The organism is Rathayibacter sp. AY1E6 (assembly GCF_002931115.1).
Classification (GTDB): domain Bacteria; phylum Actinomycetota; class Actinomycetes; order Actinomycetales; family Microbacteriaceae; genus Rathayibacter.
The window spans coordinates 13,063-34,861 of record NZ_PSVK01000002.1 but is presented as its reverse complement, the minus strand read 5'-3'; the positions used below and the strand labels follow the sequence as shown (position 1 = coordinate 34,861).

Below are 21,799 nucleotides of genomic sequence, written 5' to 3'. Positions count from 1 at the left end.
GAGTTCCATGCCCAGCAAAGCTGTGGATCGCGCGCGCGCGATCGCCGACGAGCCGTTCCAGATCGCCGGCACCACGTCGGCCGTCGGCGGCGGCTCGGGCGGCTTCGTCGCCTCTCTCGCCGAGATCCTGCGGCACCGCGAGCTTCTCCGCCTGCTCGTCGGGCGCGAGCTGAAGTCGCGCTACAAGGACAGCAGCCTGGGCTTCGTCTGGAGCCTCGTCCGGCCGCTGATCATGCTCCTCATCTACTACGTGGCGATCGGCCAGATCCTCGGGGCCTCGCGCGGCGTCCCGAACTTCGCGATCTTCGTCTTCTCGGGGCTCACCCTCTGGGGCCTGTTCAGCGAGATCGTGACCGCGGGCACCACGTCGATCCTCGGCAACGGCGGACTGATCAAGAAGGTGTACCTGCCGCGGGAGATCTTCCCGGTGGCGGCCATCGGCTCGGCCCTCTTCAACTTCGGTGTGCAGTTCGTCGTCCTGATCGCGGGAGCCGTCCTCACGGGCTCGCTGATCTTCGGCGTCCAGCTCCTCTACATCGTGCCCGCGCTGGCGATCGTGCTCGTGTACGGCCTCGCGCTGGCCCTGGCCCTCTCGGCCCTCAACGTCTACCTCCGCGACGTCCAGTTCCTCGTCGAGGTCGGGCTGCAGATCTTCTTCTGGCTCTCCCCCATCGTCTACGCGTGGAACTTCGTCGTCGCCGCCTCCACCGGAGCGGGCCACGGCTGGGCCGAGCAGCTCTACCTCATCAACCCGATCTCGAACGCGATCCTCGCCTTCCAGCGCGCGATCTGGGGAGACGGCTCGCGCGTCAGCATCATCGACGGCAACGAGATCGCCCCCCAGGTGTGGCCGCCGGACATGGAGCTGCGCCTTCTCATCGTCCTCGTCGTCGGGCTGGTGTTCGTGTGGATCGGCCACCGGATCTTCCGCCGCCTCGAGGGCAACTTCGCCCAGGAGATCTGATCGTGACCCTCACCAGCAAGCAGGAGTCCGTGCCCGCCTCCTCCGGCACCCCGACCGTCGTCCGGGTGCGCAACGCCTCCAAGCGCTTCGTCATCCGCAAGGACAAGTCGTTCAAGGAGCGGATCGTCAACTTCGGCCGCGGGCGCAAGCACCGCGACGAGTTCTGGGCACTCCGCGACGTCGACCTCGAGATCCCACTGGGCTCGACCGTCGGCCTCATCGGCGCGAACGGATCGGGCAAGAGCACGCTCCTCAAGCTCATCGGCGGCATCGTGCAGCCGACGACCGGCACCGTGGAGCGCCGCGGACGCCTCGCCGCGCTCCTCGAGCTCGGAGCGGGCTTCCACCCCGACCTCACCGGGCGCGAGAACGTCTACCTCAACGGCGCGATCCTCGGACTCTCGCGCAGCGAGCTGGACAGCAAGTTCGACTCGATCGTCGACTTCTCCGAGATCGCCGAGTTCATCGACACCCAGGTCAAGTTCTACTCGTCGGGCATGTACGTGCGGCTCGCCTTCGCTATCGCGATCCACACCGATCCCGACCTGCTGCTGGTCGACGAGGTGCTCGCCGTCGGCGACGAGCCGTTCCAGCGCAAGTGCATGGACCGCATCCGCGCCTTCCAGCGCGCGGGGAAGACCATCGTGCTGGTCACCCACTCGCTCGAGCAGGTCGGCGAGCTCTGCGACCGCACCATCGTCCTCGAGAAGGGCACCGTCGTCTTCGACGGCGAGACCTCCGAGGGACTCCAGGTCCTCCGCGAGAGCTTCGAGGACCGTCGGGCCGCCCGCCAGGAGCGCGAGGCCGAGGCCGCCGAGGCCGCGGACGAGCCCGCCCCCCAGCTCATCGAGATCCTGGGCTGCCGACTGCGCGGCGGATCGATCGAGCACGGCGGCACGGTCGTCCGCAGCGGCGAGACCCTCGAGTTCGACGTCACGGTGCGCACCAGCCGCCCGGTCGACGACTGGAACATCGGCATGGGCATCGACACTCCCCTCGGCCAGCGCGTCTTCGGGACGAACACCGAGCGCATCGGCACGCCGCTGAGCGCGGTCGACGGAGAGATGACGGTCACGTTCACCCTCCCCGACCTGCACCTCGGCGCCGGCAACTACGCCGTGCACGCCTCCTCGGCCACCTTCTCGCAGGGCGAGACCATGCGGATCCCGGTCGCCGCGACCTTCACGGTCGAGCGGGCCTCCGTGCACGACGGCGTCGTCGACATCGACTCCACCGTCCGCCTCAGCAGGCCGTGACCGCGCGGCGCCGCCGCCTCCTGGTCGACGCGACCGCCCTCGCGGCGCCGCGCCTGACCGGGGTCGGCCGCGTCCTGCTCGGCCTGCTGCACGCGCTGGACACCGACGCGACCGCCGCAGAGGTCGAGGTGCTCCTCGTCGTGCCGGCGAGCGAGGCGGGCTCGATCGAGCGCTTCGGCTTCCGTACGCTGCGCGTCCGACCGGTGCCGCTGCCCCGGCCGGTGTGGAGCGCACTGACCCGAGTGCCCGCGCCGGGGATCGACCTCCTGCTCGGCCGCGGCGCCTACTTCTTCCCGAACTTCCGGAGCTGGCCGCTCGCCCGCTCCCGCTCGCTCACCTTCGTGCACGACGTCTGCTTCGCTGTGATGCCCGAGCTCGTTCCTCGCGAGCGCCGAGAGCTGCTGTCGCGGTCGGTGCCCCGGTGGATCCGGCGCAGCGATCTGGTCCTGACCGGCACCCCGTCCTCCGCAGCCGAGGTCGAGAGCGCTCTGGGCGTCGCTCCCGAGCGCGTCCGCGTGCTGCCGACCACGATCGACGCCGACCTCTTCCATGCCCGCGGGGAGGAGGAGGTGGCGCGGGTCCGCGCGCAGCACGGGCTCGGGTCCTACCTGCTCTTCGTCGGATCGATCGAGCGCCGCAAGAACCTCGTCACCCTGGTGGACGCGTACCGGCAGGCCGAGCGGCCGGAGAACCACACCCTGCTCCTGGTGGGCGGGGACGGCTGGGACAACGAGGACGTCCACTCCGCCGTCGCCCGCGCGGTGGCCGCAGGAGCCGACGTGCGCTTCGCCTCCTCCTACGTCGCCGACGAGGATCTGCCGGCCCTGCTCACGGGGGCCGACGCCGTCGCCATGCCCTCCTGGCACGAGGGCTTCGGCCTGCCCGCCCTCGAGGCCGTCGCCTGCGGCACTCCGGTGCTCGCGGCCGACATCCCCGGCCTCCGCGACGCGCTCGCCGGGCGGGAGTCCGCCGCCGTCTTCATCGACCCGGCGGACCGCACCGGGTGGTCGGCCGCGATCGGAGAGGCGCTGCGCCGTCCCCGGCGACTCGCACCGGAGCCCATCCCGGGGTGGGACCGCACCGCTCGGCGCCTGCTCGAGCTGGCCTTCGACGACCGCTGATCAGCGCCGGGTCGTGAACAGCAGCCAGCGCCCGGAGGCGGAGGCGACCTCGGGCTCGACGTCCCCCGTCGCCGCCTCGACGTAGGGCCGCCAGCCGTCGGGGTCGTCGGTGTAGCCGGCGGTGTCCACGTAGACGGCGCAGGCGCCGCTGCCCGCCACGGCGTCGGCGAACTCCGCGGGGTCGTCGACGTCGCCCCAGACGTCCCAGCCGTAGGTGCCCTCCACCGCCCCGTAGCTCCAGCGGAGGCGTCCCTCCTCGGTCGCGAGGTAGGGCAGCGCCTCGTCGTAGTCGGAGAGCGCTCCGATCCGCCCGCTGTCGGGGAAGCTCTTCAGGGGGAGCTCCACCACACCGCAGCCGTCGTCCAGCTGCGCGTCGGCCTCCGACACGAACGAGCGCATCTCGGAGTCGTCGGTCGGAGCGATCGGCACCGCGGCCGATACTCCGGCCAGCTGATCGATGACGGCGACGGCGGCGAGCAGCGCCGCCACGAGGATCCGGACACCGCCACGGGCCGTGATCCGATCGAGCAGGAGCGCGAGCACGCCGAGGACGAGGACCGCGATGACGATCGACATCCGCGCCCACGCACGTATCGTCGGCCCCGCTACCAGCGAGACCACGACGCCCAGGCCCGTCACCGTGTAGAAGAGGAGCGCGGCCAGTGTCGCCACGGCGAGGACGCGCACGCGGGCGTCCGAGAAGAACCGGCCGACCGCGGTCGCACGGAGCGCCCGTCCGCCGCCGAGCGCGGTGATCGGGAGCGCCACGAGCGTGATCAGGAGCGCGACGCTGGCGAGGATCGAGAACCCGGGCGGCTCCGTCGTCGGCGCCACGCCGGACTGGCCCGCGTAGGTGTTGAGCAGGCCGTACCCCTGCGGCAGCCCGGTCCCCGACCAGGGCAGGCCCAGCAGCACGAGCTTGCCGGCGTAGGCCTCCGACTCCCCCACGGTCCGCGACGTGAAGTACGGGCTGTAGCGCTCCCCGAAGTCGAGCGAGAGCAGCAGCAGCGAGAGCCCGACGAACACGCCGAGCGCGAGGAACGGCACCGACGAGACCGCGAGCACGCGCAGCCGCTCGCGGGAGAGGAGCCCGGCGGCCGTGCTCACCGCCCAGGTCGCTCCGAGGACCAGGACCGCGAAGACGTAGTAGTAGCCGCCCGTGCTCGCCACCAGGAGCCCGAGCACGACTCCCGGGACGACGGAGCGCAGCACGCGGCTCCTCCGCGTCGCGCCCCGCTCGGCCCAGGCTCGGAGAGGATCGGTGCGCGGTCCGGCGACCATCAGCACCATCACGCCCAGGAGCGGGATCGCCCAGTAGTTGGCGAGGAACGCGTGGCCGAATCCGATCCGGAGGAAGTGGTACGGCAGCAGCGACAGCAGGACCGCGGAGAACGCCGCGACCCAGGGCCGCGTGCGGAGGGCGCGGAAGAACACGTAGCCGGTGACGGCGACCGTCGCGAACGTGCCCAGGTAGAAGACGTTCAGGAGCGTCGTCCCGTCGCGCACCACGAGGGCCAGGACCGAGACGGCGAGGGCGGAGGCGACGTCGAACTGCGCGCTGAAGAAGGCGTTGAACCCGTCGGGGAAGCCGAGCGCCGCGTTGCCGTCGAACGGGAACGCCTGCGTGGCGCTGGTGAAGAGCGTGTAGTGCAGGATCTGGTCGTCGCCGCCCACGGTCCAGCGGGCCGTCAGGTCCTGCGGCCCGATCCCGAGCGCGAGCACGGCGGCGACGACCGAGACGAGGGCGGCGACGAGGGCCCATCCGAGCTCGACGAGCGTCCGGCGCCGCCGACTCGCCGTCCGCGGGCCGCGCACGTCAGTAGCCGCGCTCACGGCGCTGCTCCTCCACGCTGGTCTGGACGATCCGGTTCAGCTCGGTCTCGCCGTCGGTGCCCGCGTAGTCGTAGATGTCGAACCCCCCGCAGGCGACGATATCGGAGGGAGCGCCGAGCGTCCCGCGCGCGAGCCCCGCCCAGTCGGGCGAGCGGTCGGCCAGGACGAAGCTGTACTGCCGGTCGCGGTAGTCGCTCAGGTTGTTCATCCACAGCTGCACCGTGAAGTCGAAGTTGACCTGCTGGACGTGCAGCGAGGCCGGCCCGTAGAGGTCCAGCGGCCGCGTGGACCAGAACGAGCCGACGCCCGCGAGCTCGCGGCCGTCGATCCAGCGGTCCAGGCAGTCGGTGTCCGGGTCCGATCGCGCCTCGGCCGCCGCGGAGGCGACCGCCGTTGTGGCCGGCACGGCGGCGACGACGAGGCCTGCGGCGGCCAGCGGAGCGACGACGCGGACGACCGGCGCCAGCCGCGCGCCCGCAGCACGCCGGTGCGCCGCCGCGGCGCCGATCAGGGCGATCACGACCACGGTCGCGGTCACCGGGATCGGCATCAGGTAGCGGCTGACCGAGCTGCCGGTGAAGACCTGCACCACCAGGAGCACCGCCGTCTGCGCCGGCAGGAACGCGCACACCGCGAAGCGCGCACGGGCCGCCTCGTCGAGGGCGGCTCCCCGCGCCAGGCGGGCGACACCGGCCACGACGACGGCGAGGGCCGCCAGCAGCAGCAGACCCAGCAGCGCCACCTCGAGCTTGCCGATCAGCGGCGCCTTCAGCACCAGGAACTGCACGATCAGGTCGTCCAGGGCCGTCCCGGCGAGCGGCAGCCGGAGGTACCCGCCGGCGTCGGTCCCGATCAGGAAGCCGAGCGGGAGCCGCAGCGCGGCCCCGAGCGCGGCGGCCCCGAGGACCGTGCCCGCGACGATCAGCACCGCTCGGGGAGCAGCGAGAGCGAGCACCAGCAGCTCGACGAGGACCACCAGCAGGGGGCCGACGAACTGCACGAGGAGGAGCGGATCGGAGAGGGTCGTCGCGGCGACGGCCGCTCCGACCAGGAGCAGCGGACGCGCGGCCGGACGGCGCTCGCGCAGCGCGCCCAGGGCGACGGCGAGCCCGGCGAGGCCTGTGAGCACCGCGCCGTAGTAGTAGGTCGTGAGGAGGAAGGTGGTCGCCAGGGCCCCCTCGTTGTTGAGCGCGCGGCCCTCCGTCAGGCAGAGAACCAGCAGCACGGCGATGCCGGCGAGCGCGGCGGCGGGCCGCAGCCGGCGGTGCCGGTCCGCGACGAGCGGTCGCGCGAGCATCCGGAGCACGCCGTAGAGGAGGACGACGTTGAGCACGGCGTTGACCGCGAGCGCCGCCGCGGGATCGCCACCGGTCAGCAGCCACGCGACGCCGAAGACGGGGAGCTCGGGGAAGAGGAAGAGCTGGCTCGTCATCACCCACGCCGCGGGGCGGCCCTCGGCGAAGGACTGCAGGATCAGCGGCAGCGCCAGCGAGTCGCCGTCGCGGAAGAGCAGCGGCCGCCACGGCGTGCCGACCATGAATCCGAGCACGAGCAGGGTCCCGCTGACGACGACGGCGAGGGCGGCGAGCTCGAGGAGGGCCCTCCGGGTCCGAGGGGATCCCGTCGGACCCGCCGTCACCGGTGCTTCCCGCCGTACCGGATGGCCAGGACGAGCAGGAGGTTCTTCAGGAGGGTGTCGCTCGGGATCTTGGAGTTGCCGACCGTGCGGTCGAGGAAGACGATCGGGATCTCCTTCACTCCGCGGGCCCGGCGCAGCGCCCGGTACTTGAGCACGATCTGGAAGCCGTAGCCGGCTGCGCGGATCGTCTCGAGGTGGAGGGTGCGCAGGAGGTCCGCGCTGAAGAGGTTGAAGCCGCCGGTCCAGTCGGTGATCTTCGAGCCGAGGAAGAGGCGCGTGTAGAGGTTGCCGCCACCGCTCAGCAGCTTGCGGTCGAGCGTCCAGTCGGGAGTGCCCCCGCCCGCGATGTAGCGGGAGGCGACCACGAAGTCGGCGCCCGCGCGCACCTCGCGGAGGAAGGCGTCGATGTAGTCCGGGTCGTGCGAGAGGTCGGCGTCCATCTGCAGCAGGTAGTCGTAGCGGCGCTCGGCCGCGAGGAGGTGCTGGAAGGCCCAGATGTACGCCGCGCCGAGCCCCTCCTTCTTCTCGCGCGAGAGCACGAGGACCTCGAAGGTGTCGGATCCGAGCTCGGCCGCGAGCTCGCGCGCGCGGTCCGCGGTTCCGTCGGGGGAGCTGTCGTCGATGACGGCGACGGTCACGTGGAAGTCGGGGTTGCGGGACGCCGCGAGCGCGACCCGCGGCAGCGCCGTCGCGATGTTCGCGACTTCGTTGTAGGTGGGGACGACGACGGCGAGGGAGCGCATGAGGCGGGGAGGATCCGTTCTTCCGGTGCACCGGCTGACCGGTGAGAGCCCTGCGAGTATAACGAGGCGGTGCTCGCGAGCCTCCGAGCGCGCCCCGCGGCCCGCCGCCCCGTCCGCGCACTCTCTCAGGAACATGGCACCGGCTGTTCGACCGCCCGGCAGGGGTCCACGGTTACGATGGACGACAGTGCACGGCGGTTCACCCCTTGTTCGCCTGCCCCGATGGACGCCCGTCGGAGCCCGACGGTCGGGCATCGACGCCAGAGGGGGACGGGAAAGAGCACCGCAGATGAAGAGACTCCTCGAATCGCAGAAGGTCCGCTTCCTCATCGCGGGCTGCACCAACACGGCGATCGACTTCCTCATCCTCAACACGCTCGTGCTCCTGCTCGGTCTGCCGACCCTCGTCGCCAACGTCTTCTCCGTCCTGGTCGGCATCACGATCTCGTACGCGCTGAACCACTTCTTCGTCTTCCGCCACCCGGGCAGGGTCTCGGTCGCCACGTTCGCGAAGTTCTTCCTCGTCACCGGGTTCAGCTCGCTGGTCCTGCAGTCGGCGATCATCTACGGCTTCGAGGTCTTCTTCGACACCCGCTTCGGCAACTCGCTGCTCTTCCTCCCCAGCTCCGGCGAGAACGCCTTCCTCGCGATCAACATCGCCAAGGCCGTCGCCGTCCTCGTGGGACTGGTGTGGAACTTCTGCATGTACAAGTTCGTCGTCTTCCGCCGTCCGGCGCACGATGCGCTGCCCGCGATCGAGACGGTCTCCCCCGCCGCCGTGGCCGTCAGCACCGAGCCCGTCGACATCGTCCGCTGAGGGCCGCAGGCTCCCGGGCCCCGCTCGAGCCGCGTGCTAGCCTCGTCGAGTTCTTCCGACGGGGCACTCCTCCCGTCGACGCCGCACCACCCGGAGGCTCCCATCGCACGCTCGACGTTGCCCATCGCGGTCATCGTCGTCACCCACTTCTCGGGTGAGGTCCTCCGCGCGTGCCTCGAGTCCGTGCCGGAGGCGACGGAGCACGACGTGCGCATCGTGGTGGTCGACAACCTGACCACGGACGACTCCGTCCGCAGCGTCGTCGAGCGCCTGCCGCAGGTCGAGTTCCACGAGACCGGGCAGAACCTCGGCTACGGCCGGGCCGTCAACTACGCGGTCGACCGCCTCGGGCCCGAAGTGGAGTGGATCCTGGTGACCAACCCGGACACGGTCTTCCTCCCCGGCTCGATCGACGCCCTCTACGCCGCCGCGACGGCGGACGACCGGATCGGCTCGATCGGGCCGCGGATCCTCGACTCCGACGGCACGATCTACCCCTCCGCCCGCGCTCTGCCCTCGCTCGGCACGGGCGTCGGGCACGCCGTCTTCGCCCACGTCTGGCCCGGCAACCCGTGGTCGGCGACCTACCGGCGCTCGCGCGCGGTCGAGACCCTCCGCCACGGCCGGATGGAGGCGGGCTGGCTCTCCGGCGCCTGCGTGATGGTGCGCCGCACGGCCTTCGAGGAGATCGGCGGGTTCGACGACCGCTACTTCATGTACTTCGAGGACGTCCAGCTGGGCGACTCGCTCGGACAGCGCGGCTGGACCAACGTCTACCTCGCCGACGCGGTCGTCTCCCACCTCGGCGGGCACTCCACCCGCCTGGCCTCGGCGCGGATGCTCGCGGTCCACCACCGCAGCGCCTACCTCTACCTCGCGCAGAAGTACGGGGCCTGGTACCAGGCGCCGATCCGTGCGGCGGTGCGCGCCGGGCTGGGCGCCCGGGTCGCGCTGATGCGCCTGCGCTCGAAGAGCTGATCCGGTCCGGTCGGGCGTGCCGCCTGGCCGGCGCCGGGCGGCCCGTCCGCCGGATCGGCGGTCAGGACGCGGAGTCGAGCTCCGCGTAGAAGGCCCGCGCCTCGTCCCAGGTCGGCAGCAGGCCCTGCGCCTCGGCCTCGGCCAGCGTCGGTGCGTCGGTGTCCTTCGGTGAGAGGAGCAGCTCGCCGGCCTCCTCCGGGAAGCGCAGGCCGATCTGCTCGTCGAGCGGGTCGATCCCCTTCTCCCGCACCGGGTCGAAGGTGGCGTTCACGAGGTACGAGACCACGGCGCCCTCGGTCAGCGCCACGAAGGCGTGCGCGACGCCCTCGGCGATGTAGACGGAGCGGCGGTCGACGTCGTCGAGCAGGATCGACTCCCAGCGCCCGAAGGTCGGCGACCCGACGCGCACGTCGATCACGTAGTCGAGGACCGCGCCGGAGAAGCACGAGACGTACTTGGCCTGCGACGGCGGGATCTGCGCGAAGTGGATGCCGCGGACGGTGCCGCGCCGCGAGACGGAGGTGTTGCCCTGCCGCAGCGAGAGCGGGTGCCCGACCTTCTCGGCCAGGCGGTCGAAGCGGTAGAACTCGTAGAAGACCCCGCGATCGTCGGGGAACTGGCGCGGAGTCACTTCGTAGACGTCGGGGATGTCGAGCTCTCGGATCTGCACGGTCGCCAGTTTAACGACGGCGTGTCACGGGCCCGCGACGCCTCTCTGCGCCACCCGGCGGCGTGCCGGAGCGCCGACCGTCGGCCGACGGACCGCTCGGGCATGATGAGGAGGTGACCTTCCTCATCACGGGCGCCTCCGGCATGCTCGGCACCGACCTGCGCGCGGCCCTCGGCTCCCGCCTCAGCACCGCCCTCGGCCGCTCCGACCTCGACGTGACCGACCTCGACGCCGTGCGCGCCGCCGTCGCGGGACACGACGCCGTGGTGAACTGCGCCGCGTACACCTGCGTCGACGACGCCGAGACCGACGAGGAGGAGGCGCACCGCGTCAACGCCGTCGGCGCGCGCAACCTCGCCCTCGCCACCGCCGAGACGGGAGCCGCACTCGTGCAGGTCTCCACCGACTACGTCTTCGACGGCTCCGCGACGACCCCGTACTCGGAGGACCACCCCCGGAACCCGATCTCGGCCTACGGCCGCACGAAGGCCGACGGCGAGCGCCTGGTGCTCGAGGCCAACCCGGAGCGCGGCTACGTCGTCCGCACGGCCTGGCTCTACGGCGAGCACGGCGGCAACTTCGCGAAGACGATAGTGCGACTGGCGGGCGCGCACGAGACGCTGACCGTGGTCGACGACCAGCACGGCCAGCCCACCTGGACCGCCGACCTCGCCGCGCGCCTGATCGAGCTGGTCGACGCGGAGGCCCCGGCCGGCGTCTACCACGGCACCAGCTCCGGCGAGACGACCTGGCTCGGCTTCGCCCGTGCCGTCTTCGCCAAGGCGGGCCTGGATCCCGAGCGCCTGCGCCCGACCGACAGCGGCTCGTTCGTCCGCCCCGCTCCGCGTCCGGCCTACTCGGTCCTCGGACACGACGGCTGGAGCCGGGCGGGCCTGCCGCCGCTGCGCTCCTGGCAGGACGCGCTCGCCGCCGCACCCCTCGAGGCGGTGACCCCGTGACCACCACTCTCCGCGTCGTCGTCGACCAGATGCTCGCCCGCGTGCCCGGCGGCATCGGCCGCTACACCGAGGAGCTCACCCGCGAGCTGATCGCGACGGCTCCCCGCGACTGCGAGGTGGAGGCCGTCGTCTCCGCCCACCCGCCCGAGAAGGAGGAGGAGCTGCGCCTGCGCCTGCCCGGCCTCGCGCGCATCCACCGGCTGCCGCTCGGGCGCCGCGAGCTCTCGCGCGCCTGGCAGTACGGGATCGCCATCCCGGCCGGCGGCGGCATGATCCACGCCCCGAGCCTCTTCGCCCCGCTGCGCAGCCACGACGGGAGCGAGGGCGAGCAGATCGCCGTCACGATCCACGACACGGTGCCGTGGACGCATCCCGAGACCCTCACCCCGCACGGCGCGAAGTGGCACCGGGCGATGGCGAAGCGCGCCCGCAAGCACGCGGACGCCGTCGTCGTCCCCACCCACGCCGTCGCCCACCAGCTCTCCCAGCTGATGGACTTCGGCGATCGACTGCGCGTGATCGGCGGAGCCGTCGGCTCCGGCCTGGTCGTCCCGGAGGACGCCGACGAGCGCGCCACGGCGCTGGGCCTCCCCCCGGAGTACGTGCTGAGCGTCGGCACGCTGGAGCCGCGCAAGGGCCTGGTCTCGCTGATCGCGGCCTTCGGAGGAGCGTCCGCCCCGGCGATCCCGCTGCTCCTGGTCGGCCCGACCGGCTGGGGCGACCTGGACGTGGCCTCCGTCGCCGACGAGCAGGGCCTCGACGAGACGCGCGTGCGCGCCCTGGGAGTCCTCAGCGACGCCGACCTCGCCGTCGTCCTCTCGCGGGCCACCCTCTTCGTCTACCCGAGCATCGCCGAGGGCTTCGGCCTGCCCGTGCTCGAGGCGATGCACTTCGGAGTGCCGGTGGTGCACTCCGACGACCCCGCGCTGATGGAGGTCGCCGCGGACGCCGGCGTCGCCGTCGAGCGCGGCGACGCGAAGGACTACCCGGACCGCCTCGCCCTCGCCATGAGCAGCGTGCTCGCCGACACCGGGCTGCGCGAGCGGATGTCGGTGGCCGGCCGCGACCGCTCCCGCGCCTTCAGCTGGCGCGACTCCGCCGAGCGCGTCTGGGCGCTGCACGCCGACCTCTGAGGCGTGCGGCACCCGGCCGTCTACGGCGCGGAGTCGCCCGACAGTCCGGCGCTCACCAGCGAGTGCACGACGTCGTAGTCCGGGTCCTCCGGGTCGACGGCCGGCGGGACCAGCTCGATCGGATCCACCGGCTGCGACTTCGTCTTGAGCCCCAGCTGCACGAAGTAGCCGAGCATCCCCTGCGGGACGTCCGTCTTGATGACCTGGGACCCGGCGGACGCGACGTCCTGGAACTTGGCGAGGACGTTGCCCGGCTCGAACTGGGCGAGCAGCGCCTCCTGCACCTGCCGCTGGCGCGCCATCCGGTCGTAGTCGCTCGTGGTGTAGCGAGACCGGGCGTAGGCGAGGGCCTGCTCGCCGTTGAAGTGCCAGTGCCCGGGATCGATCCACTGGTTGACGCCCTGCATCACGCCGTCGGAGTCGGGCAGCCCGCCCAGGGGCAGCGGCTCGTCGGCCACGTAGTCGATGTCGATGCCGCCGAGCGCATCGATCAGCTGGGCGAAGCCCTCCATGTCGATCAGCGCGTAGTACTGGATCCTCAGGTCGAGGATGCCCTCGACCGCGTCGCGCATCGCCTCGATGCCGGGCTCGCTGCCGTGGTCGACGGCGTCGGGGTAGAGCTCCGGGTGCTTCAGCTCGACCTCGGTGTAGACCGAGTTGAGCTTGCAGACGTCGACGGCGCAGTTGTCGGTGTCGTAGCCGTCGGGATAGAGCTCGTGCATCGGGCTGGTCTCGGGGAACGGGAAGTCGACGAACTCGCGCGAGACGCCGATGATCGAGGCCTTGCCGCTCGACGCGTCGATGCTGACCACCGAGATGCTGTCGGGGCGCAGACCGTCGCGGTCCTCTCCCGCGTCGCCGCCGAGGAGCATCACGTTGTAGCGGCCGTCGATCGGCTGCTCGATCGCTCCGCCGCCGAAGATCGACGACAGCGTCCCCCGGGTCACGCCGAGCAGATAGGTGCCGTAGGCGGTGGTGCCGACCGAGACCGCCATCAGCGCGATCGTCGCGAACGCGAGCACGCCGCGCATCCGCGGGCGCACCCGGACGACGCGGATCAGGCGGAGGGTGTCGAGCGTCAGCACGGCCCAGACCACCCCGTAGACGACGAGCGCGGCCTGGAGCGCGAGCATCGAGACGTCGAAGGTCGCGAGCGTGTAGAGGCCGGTCGGGAAGACGAAGTAGAGGAGCACCGCGACCAGGAGGGCGACCCAGAGCCCGAGGGTGAAGCCGAGCCCCAGGCGCCCGAGCCGGCGGTTGCCCGCGAGGACCTGAGCGGACCCGGGCACCAGCAGGTTGACGATCAGCAGCCACCACGCCCGCCGCGTCATGAAGGCGCGGGAGGCGACGTCCGGATGCCGCAGCGGCAGGGCGACGGCCGTCACAGGCCCGCCACCAGGGCGTCGTTCTTCGCGGCGACCTGCACCTCGAGGTCGGCGGCGAAGGCGTCGAGCGCTGCGGAGAGGGCGTCGTCCGCCGTCGCGAGGATCTTCACCGCGAGCAGTCCGGCGTTCCGCGCTCCGCCGATGGAAACGGTGGCGACGGGGACGCCCGCCGGCATCTGCACGATCGAGAGGAGGGAGTCGAGCCCGTCGAGTCGGGCGAGCGGGACCGGCACTCCGACGACGGGGAGCGAGGTCACGGCGGCGAGCATGCCGGGGAGGTGGGCGGCTCCGCCCGCTCCGGCGATGACGACCTTCAGGCCGCGGCCGCGGGCCTCGCGGCCGTACGCGATCATCGCCTCCGGGGTGCGGTGCGCGGAGACGACCCGGACCTCGTGCGCCACGCCGAACTCGGCGAGGACGGTGGACGCCGCCTGCATGACGGACCAGTCCGAGTCCGAGCCCATCACGACGCCGACGAGCGGCGCGGGCCCGTTCACGAGCGCGTCCGCGCTCACGAGAGGGCTCCGGCAGGGGTCGGGGAGGTCGGCAGGCTCGTCACGGCGACCATCGTACGGGTCAGTCCGTGAGAACGGCCGCCGCCGCGCGAGCCTCGTAGACCACGAGGTCGAGGTCGTCGCCGCCGGCGTTCACGTGCCCGACCTTGCGGCCCGGTCGCGGCTCCTTGCCGTAGTTGTGCACCTTCACACCCGGGTGATCGGCGAGCACCCGCGGGTAGCGGTCGGTCAGCGACTCCCCCACCGGGCCGCCGAGCACGTTGACCATCACGGTCCACGGGTCGCGGCAGCCCGTCGCGCCGAGCGGCAGGTCGAGGACCGCGCGCAGGTGCTGCTCGAACTGCGACGTGGTCGATCCGTCCATCGTCCAGTGGCCGCTGTTGTGCGGGCGCATGGCCAGCTCGTTGACCAGGATCCGGTCGTCCGTCGTCTCGAACAGCTCGACGGCCAGGACGCCGGTGACCCCGAGGCTGTCGGCGATCGTCTGCGCGATCTCGGCCGCGGCGGCTGCGAGCCGGCCGGCGGACGCGGGGGCCGGAGCGATCACCTCGGCGCAGACGCCGTCGCGCTGCACGGACTCCACCACCGGCCAGAGGATGCTCTCGCCGGAGGGACGCCGGGCGACGAGCTGCGCGAGCTCGCGGCGGAAGCCCACCAGCTCCTCGACCAGGAGCGAGCCGCCCCGGCCGTGCTCGGCGAGGGCGGTGAACCAGTCGTCCGCCTCGTGGGCGCCGCGCACCACGCGAACGCCCTTGCCGTCGTAGCCGCCGCGCGCGGTCTTCACCACGGCGCTGCCGCCGTGCTCGGCCAGGAACTCCCCCAGCTCCTCGGCGGAGGAGACCTCGGCCCACTCGGGCACGGGCACGCCGAGCTCGGTCAGGCGGCGCCGCATCATCAGCTTGTCCTGGGCGAACAGCAGGGCGTCGGGCCCGGGGTGCACGGCGACGCCGCGGGCGACGAGCTCGCGGAGGATCGGCTGGGGAACGTGCTCGTGGTCGAACGTGACCACGTCCACGGTCTCGGCGAAGGCGAGCACGGTCGCCTCGTCGCGGTGGTCGCCGACCCGTGTCGCGGCCAGGCCCGCCGGGGCGCCCTCGCTCTCGGCGAGCACGGCGATCTCGATGCCGAGCTCCACCGCCGCGGGGATCATCATCCGGGCGAGCTGGCCGCCCCCGATCACGCCGACGCGCATGGCGCTCCTCCGTCTCCGCCCGCTGGCGCGGGGCGGCTCCATGCTACCGAGGCCCCGACGCGCTCACGCGGGCGGCGGCCACTCCGGCTCGAGAGCGGGAGCCGCGCCGATCGCCTCCTGCAGCAGGTCGGCCGTGAGCTCCGGATCCGGCAGGTCCCGCAGCACGAACACCTCGGCTCCCGCCTGCAGGATCCGGACGTCCCCGCACCGGGCGAGGCGCTGGCCGAGGGAGCGCTCGACCACGACCTCCATCCTCCGATCGAAGACCACCTCGGCCCGCCGGATCGACGCCACGCCCCGGCGCGCGCTGAGGCCGGAGGCGGTGACGCGGTAGCGCACGCTCGCCCAGCCCGCGATCCCGGGAGCGCAGAGGAGAAGCACCAGAAGTGCGGTGCCGAGCCCGATGATCCAGCGCTGCAGGGCGAGCTCGAACTGCGCGGCGAAGTAGAAGCCCGTCCAGGTGAGCATGAGGAGACCGACGACCGGTGCGACCGCCCGGCGGGCGCGCGGGGTCAGCCGCGCCAGCTCGCGGTCGGCGGGGTCGGTCCTGGCCATCAGGAGCGCAGATGCGTGACGTCGCCGGCCGTGAACGAGCGCAGCGCGCCGCCCTGCTCGAGCAGGAGGGAGCCGTCCGGGGCGAGTGCGGCGGCGGTCCCCTCCTCCTGCGTGCCGTCGGGCAGCTCGAGCCGGACGCGCGTTCCGAGGGTGCCGCAGGAGGCGCGGACGGCGGCGGCCGCTCCGGAGGCCTGGGGGTCGCCCTGGGCGAGCAGCGGAGCCAGCAGACCCTGGAACCCGGTCAGGAACGCGGCGAGCACCTCGTCGGCGCTCGTCGTCCGCGCTCCGGCGAGGGCGAGCGAGGTGGCGGTCGGGACCGGCAGCTCCGCCTCCGTCAGCAGCAGGTTCACGCCGGTGCCGACGACGACCCGCCCGTCCGGCAGGCGCTCGGCGAGGACCCCCGCGACCTTCCGGCCGTCGATCAGGACGTCGTTGGGCCACTTGACGGCGACGTCCCCGTCGACGAGGGGTGCGAGGGCCCGGGCGAGAGCGGCGCCGGCCACGAGCGGCAGCCAGCCGGAGGCCTCGGCGCCGAGGGCGGAGGCGTCGACCAGAGTCGAGGCCGCGAGCGTGCGGCCCGCGGGCGCCTGCCAGACGCGCCCCAGCCGGCCGCGCCCGGCGCGCTGGTCGCCGGTGGCGACGACGGAGAGGTGCGGCCACACGGCGGGGTCGGCGGCAGCCCGCTCGCGGAGCTCGTCGTTCGTCGACCCCGCCGACTCGAGCGCGAGGACGCGGGGGGAGACGGCGGAGGAGAGCGGGAGGAGCATGACGCCACGGTAGCGGCGGCTCCCGCGAGGCCGCTCCGAGCGCCGCGCGCGACGGCCCGCCCTTGTCCGGATCCTCCCGTCGGGAGCGGCCCTCCCTGTGCGAGTGCGACAAGAGGAGGCGTCCGCCCCGCCGGTAGGGTGAGCGGGTGACCGCGAACACCGAACGTCCCGCGCCCGATCTGTACACGACCGCGGGGAAGATCGCGGACCTCAGGAACCGCTACCACGAGGCCGTCACGGCCAGTGGCGAGGCGGCGATCGAGAAGCAGCACGCCAAGGGCAAGATGACCGCACGGGAGCGGATCGACACCCTCCTCGACCCGGGCTCGTTCGTCGAGCTGGACGAGTTCGTGCGCCACCGCACCCACGCCTTCGGCATGGAGAAGAAGCGCCCCTACGGCGACGCCGTCGTCACCGGGACCGGCACCATCCACGGCCGCCAGGTCGCCGTGTACTCGCAGGACTTCACGATCTTCGGCGGCTCGCTCGGCGAGGTGGCCGGCGAGAAGATCATCAAGGTGATGGACCTCGCCCTGAAGACCGGCGTCCCGATCATCGGCATCCTCGACTCCGGCGGAGCACGGATCCAGGAGGGCGTGGTCGCCCTCGGCAAGTACGGCGAGATCTTCCGCCGCAACACCGCGGCGAGCGGCGTGATCCCCCAGATCTCGATCATCTGCGGCCCGGCCGCGGGAGGCGCGGTCTACTCCCCCGCCCTGACCGACTTCGTGATCATGGTCGACAAGACCAGCCAGATGTTCGTCACCGGGCCCGACGTGATCAAGACCGTCACCGGCGAGGACGTCGGCATGGAGGAGCTCGGCGGCGCGCTGACCCACAACAAGATCTCGGGCGTCTCGCACTACCTCGCGAGCGACGAGAACGACGCGCTCGACTACGCGCGGACGCTCCTCTCCTTCCTCCCGGACAACAACCTGTCGCCTGTCCCCGTCTTCGAGACCGAGGTCGATCTCGAGACGACCGACGCGGACCGCTTCCTCGACACGGTCATCCCGGACAGCCCGAACCAGCCGTACGACATGCGCGCCGTCATCGAGCACATCGTCGACGAGGGCGACTTCCTCGAGGTGCAGCCGCTGTTCGCGCCGAACATCGTGATCGGCTTCGGCCGCGTCGAGGGCCGCTCCGTCGGCATCATCGCGAACCAGCCGAGCGCCATGGCGGGCACGCTGAACATCGAGGCGGGCGAGAAGGCGTCCCGCTTCGTCCGCTTCTGCGACGCGTTCTCGCTGCCGATCCTGACCCTGGTCGACGTCCCGGGCTACCTGCCCGGCACCGACCAGGAGTGGACCGGCGTCATCCGCCGCGGCGCGAAGCTGCTCTACGCCTACGCCGAGGCGACCGTGCCGCTGGTCACGGTCATCCTGCGCAAGGCGTACGGCGGCGCATACATCGTGATGGGGTCCAAGCAGCTGGGAGCCGACATCAACCTCGCGTGGCCGACCGCCGAGATCGCCGTCATGGGCGGCCAGGGCGCGGTGAACATCCTCTACCGCAACGAGATCCGCAAGGCGGAGGAGGCCGGCGAGGACGTCGCAGCCGTCCGGACGCGCCTGGCGAACGAGTACACCTACAACGTCGCGAGCCCGTTCCTCGCGGCCGAGCGCGGCGAGCTCGACGGCGTGATCGAGCCCTCGGCGACGCGTGTCTCCGTCATCAAGGCGCTGCGGGCGCTGCGCACCAAGCGCGCCAACCTGCCCGCGAAGAAGCACGGCAACATCCCGCTCTGACCCGGCTCGCTCGGACGCCGCGGCAGGAGACGGGAGACCGTCCGTGCCGCGGCGTTCCGCTGCGCCCACCTCCTCACGGGGCGGAGGGGCGGAACGATCAGTCGGAGGAGCCGGGGCCGGTCCGTCGGGCAGCGGACTCCGTGGGAGCATCGGGCCGCACGACGGGAGCGGCCGGCTCCGCGGCCGGAGCACCCGGCTTCCCTGTCGCGGAATCGGCCTCCGCTTCCCGGGCATCCGCCCTCGCAGCCGGAGCACCCGCCTTCACCGCAGGACCACCCGCCTTCACCCCAGGACCGTCCGGCTCGGCTGTCGGAGCACCCGCCTTCGCCGCAGGAGCGCCTGCCCTGGCGGCCGGAGCATCCGGCTTCGCCGCGGACGCCTCGGACGGCTTCTCCTCCGGCTTCGCCCCGACCACCCGCGCGAACGCCAGCGCCTGCGCGGCGGAGAGGTCCGGCAGGTAGGCGCGACCCAGCGCGGCTCCGATCCGGGGCAGCTGCAGCGCGTCGGGGTAGGTCATCCAGAGGCCCGCGTAGCGCGGGTGGAACTTGGCCTTGAAGCGGAACAGCGACGTGAAGCCGTAGGCCGGCTCGAGCGTCCGCGAGAGGAACTCGAGCAGGCGCGAGAGGACCGTCGGCTCCGGAGGCTCCTCCCCCTCCTCGACCGGCGCGGTGGCGAGCGGAGCGCCCGAGAGCGAGAGGAACTCGGCGCCCTCCTCCTTGACGCGCAGCGCCGCGGAGGCGATGAGGAACTCCATGATGCCGGGCATCGAGTCGTCGGAGCGGCGCATGAAGTCGAGGGTCCAGCCGACCACGCGCCCCTCCCGGTGCACGGGCAGCCAGCTCGTCACCCCCTGCAGCACGCCGTCCGGTCCGACCGCGAGCAGGAGGGCGACGTCGGGATCGCGGACCTCGTCGATGCCACCGAGGGTGAAGCCCATCTCGGGCAGCGCCTTCTCGGCGACCCAGCGCTCCGACAGGTCGACGATCTGGTTGGCCATGCCGAGGGAGAGCTCGGGCCAGCTGGTCCACTGCGCCTCGATGCCCAGCTTGATGCCGCGCGTGAGCGGGTAGCGCACCTTCTGCCACCGCTTGCCGGTGAGCTCGAAGGAGGAGAGCTCGATGATCGTCTCCTCGCCGACCGAGAGGCGCGACCAGCCGAGCCGGTCGAAGACGGGGAGCAGCTCGTCGTGGATGCTGTAGAACACGGGCGTCCAGCTGCGCTCGTCGCAGAACCGCACGAACTCGGCCACGACGTCCTCCCGCCGCTCGGGAGCGCAGGCGGGGTCGGAGAGGGTGATCGCCACGCCGCCGATCACCCGGTAGGCGACTCCGCCGGTCCCGTCGGCCGAGATCCAGTGCGCGTTGCCCTCCCAGGTCCCCTGGTGGCCGAGGCTGCCGGCGCCGTGCAGGGACAGGAGCGCGCGGTACCGCGCCTCGTCGCCGCGGTTCCGCTGCACGTCGGTGGCCCGGAGCAGAGCGACCACCGCCACGACGACCACGAGCCAGAACACCGGGCCGACCCACTCGAAGACGATCCGCGCAACGGGCTCCCGCGGCACGGCGAGCAGTCCGGCGCCGCCGAGGAAGCTCACCGGGACGAAGCGCAGCAGCCCGTCCAGGAGGAGCCTCCCGAGGCCCAGGAGCGGCTCGAAGCTCGTGCGCACGCCGGCCGAGAGCGCCAGGTAGCCGCCGAGGGACACGACGAAGGCGATGGCGACGACCCGCGTCCAGAGCCTCGCGGCGGCACGGGGCGCGCGGATGCGGAAGTGCCTCCTCCCGATCACGAGCATCGCCACGACGGCCAGCGGCACCAGCACCGTCGTCGCCACCCAGAGCAGGTACTCGGCGTAGTACAGGAACTCGGGGTGACGGGCGGCGCGCTGGAGGGAGAAGACCTCCAGGATCGCGATCGCGATGTTCACCCCGACCGCCAGCAGCAGGCCCAGGCGGCGCCCGGAGCGCAGGCCGTAGGCGGCGACGAGCAGGAGGAGGAGCGGGACGAACGTCAGCAGGATCGGCCCGGGGGCGACCAGGCTCAGCTTCACGTGGTGCGCGCAGTGCCGGAGGGCGCGGCTGCACGGGTCCTCGAGGTTCGTCGTCCCCGTGAAGGCGCTCTGCAGCAGTCGGCCGAGGAACGAGAACGGACCGTAGCCCGAGTCCGAGAGGACGGCGACGAGCGGACCGATCGCGGTGACGACGACGACCGCCGCCAGCAGCCCCCGGGACTCGCGGTGCGAGCTCGGCGCCGGACGCTGCGGACGCAGCCCTGCCGCTCCCCGCGCGAGCACCGCGCCGAGCACGAGCCCCGCGCCGCCCGCGAGGAGCCGGTACGCGTCGGCGGAGTCGCCCGCGTAGAGAACGAACATCAGCACGACGGCGAAGACGGTCACCCGGAGGCGGCGACGCCACAGAGCGCCCATGAAGGCGGTCGAGGCGATGAGGGCGCCGACCGCGCCGATCAGCGGGTCGAAGGTGTGGTCGCCGACGGTGTCGCCCGCCCACCACTCCCCGACGAGAGCGCCGATCGACTGCACGGAGGACCCGACGACGATCCCGACGGCGCCGGTCACGAGGAAGGCGAGGAGGGTGCGGGCCGAGCCGAGGCGGCGCTCCGCGGCGAGGAGCATCGGGAGGACCAGCACGACGTCCAGGAGCAGCTGCAGCGGGTCCGCCGCGATCAGGAGGGCGGTCACCGCCGTCCACGGACGGCCGTCGAGGGTCGTCATCGGGCCCGCCGCCCACCAGGCCGTCGTCTCGGCTCCCGCGGGGGCGACGAGCGTCCCCGTGATCGCGCTCGCGGCCAGGAGGACCAGGACGACCGAGACGGCCGCAGGCGACCTCCGGACCAGCAGACGCAGGGGGCGCAGCGCCGCGGCACCGCTCCTCGGGAACCACGTCGGCATGCGGGGACGCTCCTGTTCGCAACGGACGGACGACGCTCCGGCGGCATCCGGCGTCAGCATAGCCATGCCCCGCCGACCGGCGCCGTGAACGGCATGCGATAGCGTCACGGGATGACCGCCTCCGACTCCGCACCCGCCGTCGTCATCTCCACCCCCGGCCTCGACGCCGCCGAGATCGCCGCCGTCACGGCCGTCGTCACCGCACTGACCTCTCGCACCGAGGCCGAGCCGGAGACCCCGCAGGAGCTCAGCGGTGGCTGGAACGACCGCGCCGCGGCGGTCCGCAGGCCGCTCCGGCCGGCACCCGGAGCGTGGCGCTCCTTCTCCGGCTGAGCGGACTCGCAGACGCAGCCCGTCGGGGAACGAGCGATCCGCGACGCGGAACGTGAAATTTGTCCCCCGATTAGTCCCCTAAAGTGCTGACTATGCGCCTCCTGGCGGAGCGAGCACACTAGTGGACGTACGGTGCTCCTCCTTCGGAAGGGGCACCGCCAATCACTCGCCGACCAGGGTAAGCAGGCGGGTGTGTTGGGGGCGAGTGAGGGTAATATTCGGGTTGTTACCCTCACTCGGGGTTTGACGGCGGGCCGGGCCCCCTCTTCGGAGGAGTGGACGGCCC

General features: G+C 72.4%; 19 protein-coding genes. 9 read left to right on the top strand and 10 right to left on the bottom strand.

Features of this window, described 5'->3' with window-relative positions:
• The first annotated feature begins 7 nt into the window (after nt 1–7).
• The 3 genes from C5C46_RS01950 to C5C46_RS01940 are packed head-to-tail and all read left to right on the top strand — an operon-like array spanning nt 8 to nt 3,341.
• Complete coding sequence (locus tag C5C46_RS01950) at nt 8–964, top strand: ABC transporter permease (protein WP_104223153.1); 957 nt, start codon at nt 8–10, stop codon at nt 962–964.
• 2 nt (nt 965–966) lie between these two features.
• Complete coding sequence (locus C5C46_RS01945; protein WP_244229465.1) at nt 967–2,220, top strand: ABC transporter ATP-binding protein; 1,254 nt, start codon at nt 967–969, stop codon at nt 2,218–2,220.
• Nucleotides 2,217–3,341, top strand: coding sequence for a glycosyltransferase family 1 protein (locus C5C46_RS01940; protein ID WP_104225472.1), 1,125 nt, complete (start codon nt 2,217–2,219; stop codon nt 3,339–3,341). The genes C5C46_RS01945 and C5C46_RS01940 overlap by 4 nt, the downstream gene beginning before the upstream one ends.
• Here the strand turns inward: C5C46_RS01940 and C5C46_RS01935 are convergent, their stop codons facing one another.
• Genes C5C46_RS01935 through C5C46_RS01925 form a run of 3 tightly spaced genes read right to left on the bottom strand, consistent with a single transcriptional unit; the run spans nt 3,342 to nt 7,556 of the window.
• The gene (locus tag C5C46_RS01935; protein WP_146078917.1) at nt 3,342–5,174 is read right to left on the bottom strand and encodes a hypothetical protein; all 1,833 of its coding nucleotides are present in this window, start codon (nt 5,172–5,174) and stop codon (nt 3,342–3,344) included.
• Nucleotides 5,158–6,813, bottom strand: a complete 1,656-nt coding sequence (locus C5C46_RS01930) for a hypothetical protein (protein WP_104225470.1) — start codon at nt 6,811–6,813, stop codon at nt 5,158–5,160. The genes C5C46_RS01935 and C5C46_RS01930 overlap by 17 nt, the downstream gene beginning before the upstream one ends.
• Nucleotides 6,810–7,556 (bottom strand): polyprenol monophosphomannose synthase, encoded by a 747-nt coding sequence (locus C5C46_RS01925; RefSeq protein WP_104225469.1) that lies wholly within the window; start codon nt 7,554–7,556, stop codon nt 6,810–6,812. The genes C5C46_RS01930 and C5C46_RS01925 overlap by 4 nt, the downstream gene beginning before the upstream one ends.
• Nucleotides 7,557–7,845: 289 nt before the next feature.
• Here C5C46_RS01925 and C5C46_RS01920 point away from each other — a divergent pair, with 289 nt between their 5' ends.
• Both C5C46_RS01920 and C5C46_RS01915 read left to right on the top strand, forming a co-directional pair.
• Nucleotides 7,846–8,373 carry a GtrA family protein gene (locus tag C5C46_RS01920; protein WP_104223158.1) on the top strand — a complete coding sequence of 176 codons (528 nt, stop codon included), beginning with the start codon at nt 7,846–7,848 and terminating at the stop codon, nt 8,371–8,373.
• Nucleotides 8,374–8,490: 117 nt separating this feature from the next.
• Nucleotides 8,491–9,351, top strand: a complete 861-nt coding sequence (locus tag C5C46_RS01915; RefSeq protein WP_258059259.1) for a glycosyltransferase family 2 protein — start codon at nt 8,491–8,493, stop codon at nt 9,349–9,351.
• A 61-nt stretch (nt 9,352–9,412) separates the two neighbouring features.
• On the opposite strand, the gene C5C46_RS01910 is transcribed toward C5C46_RS01915, so the two are convergent.
• Complete coding sequence (locus C5C46_RS01910; protein ID WP_104225468.1) at nt 9,413–10,021, bottom strand: dTDP-4-dehydrorhamnose 3,5-epimerase family protein; 609 nt, start codon at nt 10,019–10,021, stop codon at nt 9,413–9,415.
• Nucleotides 10,022–10,134: 113 nt separating this feature from the next.
• Here C5C46_RS01910 and rfbD point away from each other — a divergent pair, with 113 nt between their 5' ends.
• Together rfbD and C5C46_RS01900 are read left to right on the top strand one after the other, a co-directional pair.
• Complete coding sequence (gene rfbD, locus C5C46_RS01905; RefSeq protein ID WP_104225467.1) at nt 10,135–10,980, top strand: dTDP-4-dehydrorhamnose reductase; 846 nt, start codon at nt 10,135–10,137, stop codon at nt 10,978–10,980.
• Nucleotides 10,977–12,113 (top strand): glycosyltransferase family 1 protein, encoded by a 1,137-nt coding sequence (locus C5C46_RS01900; RefSeq protein WP_244229467.1) that lies wholly within the window; start codon nt 10,977–10,979, stop codon nt 12,111–12,113. The genes rfbD and C5C46_RS01900 overlap by 4 nt, the downstream gene beginning before the upstream one ends.
• A gap of 20 nt (nt 12,114–12,133) precedes the next feature.
• Here the strand turns inward: C5C46_RS01900 and C5C46_RS01895 are convergent, their stop codons facing one another.
• The 5 genes from C5C46_RS01895 to C5C46_RS01875 form a co-directional block, all read right to left on the bottom strand.
• Nucleotides 12,134–13,498: an LCP family protein gene (locus tag C5C46_RS01895; protein ID WP_244230602.1), complete on the bottom strand. Its 1,365-nt coding sequence runs from the start codon at nt 13,496–13,498 to the stop codon at nt 12,134–12,136.
• Nucleotides 13,495–13,962 carry a 5-(carboxyamino)imidazole ribonucleotide mutase gene (gene purE / locus C5C46_RS01890; RefSeq protein WP_104225651.1) on the bottom strand — a complete coding sequence of 156 codons (468 nt, stop codon included), beginning with the start codon at nt 13,960–13,962 and terminating at the stop codon, nt 13,495–13,497. The genes C5C46_RS01895 and purE overlap by 4 nt, the downstream gene beginning before the upstream one ends.
• A 112-nt stretch (nt 13,963–14,074) precedes the next feature.
• Entirely contained in the window at nt 14,075–15,205 is a 1,131-nt protein-coding gene (locus C5C46_RS01885; protein ID WP_104225466.1) for a 5-(carboxyamino)imidazole ribonucleotide synthase, read from the bottom strand.
• A gap of 63 nt (nt 15,206–15,268) precedes the next feature.
• Nucleotides 15,269–15,760: a PH domain-containing protein gene (locus C5C46_RS01880; RefSeq protein ID WP_104225465.1), complete on the bottom strand. Its 492-nt coding sequence runs from the start codon at nt 15,758–15,760 to the stop codon at nt 15,269–15,271.
• Nucleotides 15,760–16,527, bottom strand: coding sequence for a biotin--[acetyl-CoA-carboxylase] ligase (locus tag C5C46_RS01875; RefSeq protein WP_104225464.1), 768 nt, complete (start codon nt 16,525–16,527; stop codon nt 15,760–15,762). The genes C5C46_RS01880 and C5C46_RS01875 overlap by 1 nt, the downstream gene beginning before the upstream one ends.
• A gap of 146 nt (nt 16,528–16,673) precedes the next feature.
• On the opposite strand from C5C46_RS01875, the gene C5C46_RS01870 reads away from it, so the two are divergent.
• Complete coding sequence (locus C5C46_RS01870; RefSeq protein WP_104223164.1) at nt 16,674–18,278, top strand: acyl-CoA carboxylase subunit beta; 1,605 nt, start codon at nt 16,674–16,676, stop codon at nt 18,276–18,278.
• Between the two features lie 97 nt (nt 18,279–18,375).
• Here C5C46_RS01870 and C5C46_RS01865 read toward each other — a convergent pair whose 3' ends face one another.
• Nucleotides 18,376–21,180 carry a DUF2156 domain-containing protein gene (locus C5C46_RS01865; RefSeq protein ID WP_181136477.1) on the bottom strand — a complete coding sequence of 935 codons (2,805 nt, stop codon included), beginning with the start codon at nt 21,178–21,180 and terminating at the stop codon, nt 18,376–18,378.
• A 111-nt stretch (nt 21,181–21,291) separates the two neighbouring features.
• On the opposite strand from C5C46_RS01865, the gene C5C46_RS01860 reads away from it, so the two are divergent.
• Nucleotides 21,292–21,513, top strand: a complete 222-nt coding sequence (locus tag C5C46_RS01860; protein WP_104225462.1) for an acyl-CoA carboxylase subunit epsilon — start codon at nt 21,292–21,294, stop codon at nt 21,511–21,513.
• Nucleotides 21,514–21,799: the final 286 nt, after the last annotated feature.

Bases quoted from the DNA above. Each gene is read 5' to 3' on its own strand.
- C5C46_RS01950 (WP_104223153.1), top strand. From the start codon at position 8: ATGCCCAGCAAAGCTGTGGATCGCGCGCGCGCGATCGCCGACGAGCCG.
- C5C46_RS01925 (WP_104225469.1), bottom strand. From the start codon at position 7,556: ATGCGCTCCCTCGCCGTCGTCGTCCCCACCTACAACGAAGTCGCGAAC.
- C5C46_RS01920 (WP_104223158.1), top strand. From the start codon at position 7,846: ATGAAGAGACTCCTCGAATCGCAGAAGGTCCGCTTCCTCATCGCGGGC.
- purE (WP_104225651.1), bottom strand. From the start codon at position 13,962: ATGGGCTCGGACTCGGACTGGTCCGTCATGCAGGCGGCGTCCACCGTC.
- C5C46_RS01885 (WP_104225466.1), bottom strand. From the start codon at position 15,205: ATGCGCGTCGGCGTGATCGGGGGCGGCCAGCTCGCCCGGATGATGATC.
- C5C46_RS01880 (WP_104225465.1), bottom strand. From the start codon at position 15,760: ATGGCCAGGACCGACCCCGCCGACCGCGAGCTGGCGCGGCTGACCCCG.
- C5C46_RS01875 (WP_104225464.1), bottom strand. From the start codon at position 16,527: ATGCTCCTCCCGCTCTCCTCCGCCGTCTCCCCCCGCGTCCTCGCGCTC.
- C5C46_RS01865 (WP_181136477.1), bottom strand. From the start codon at position 21,180: ATGCCGACGTGGTTCCCGAGGAGCGGTGCCGCGGCGCTGCGCCCCCTG.
- C5C46_RS01860 (WP_104225462.1), top strand. From the start codon at position 21,292: ATGACCGCCTCCGACTCCGCACCCGCCGTCGTCATCTCCACCCCCGGC.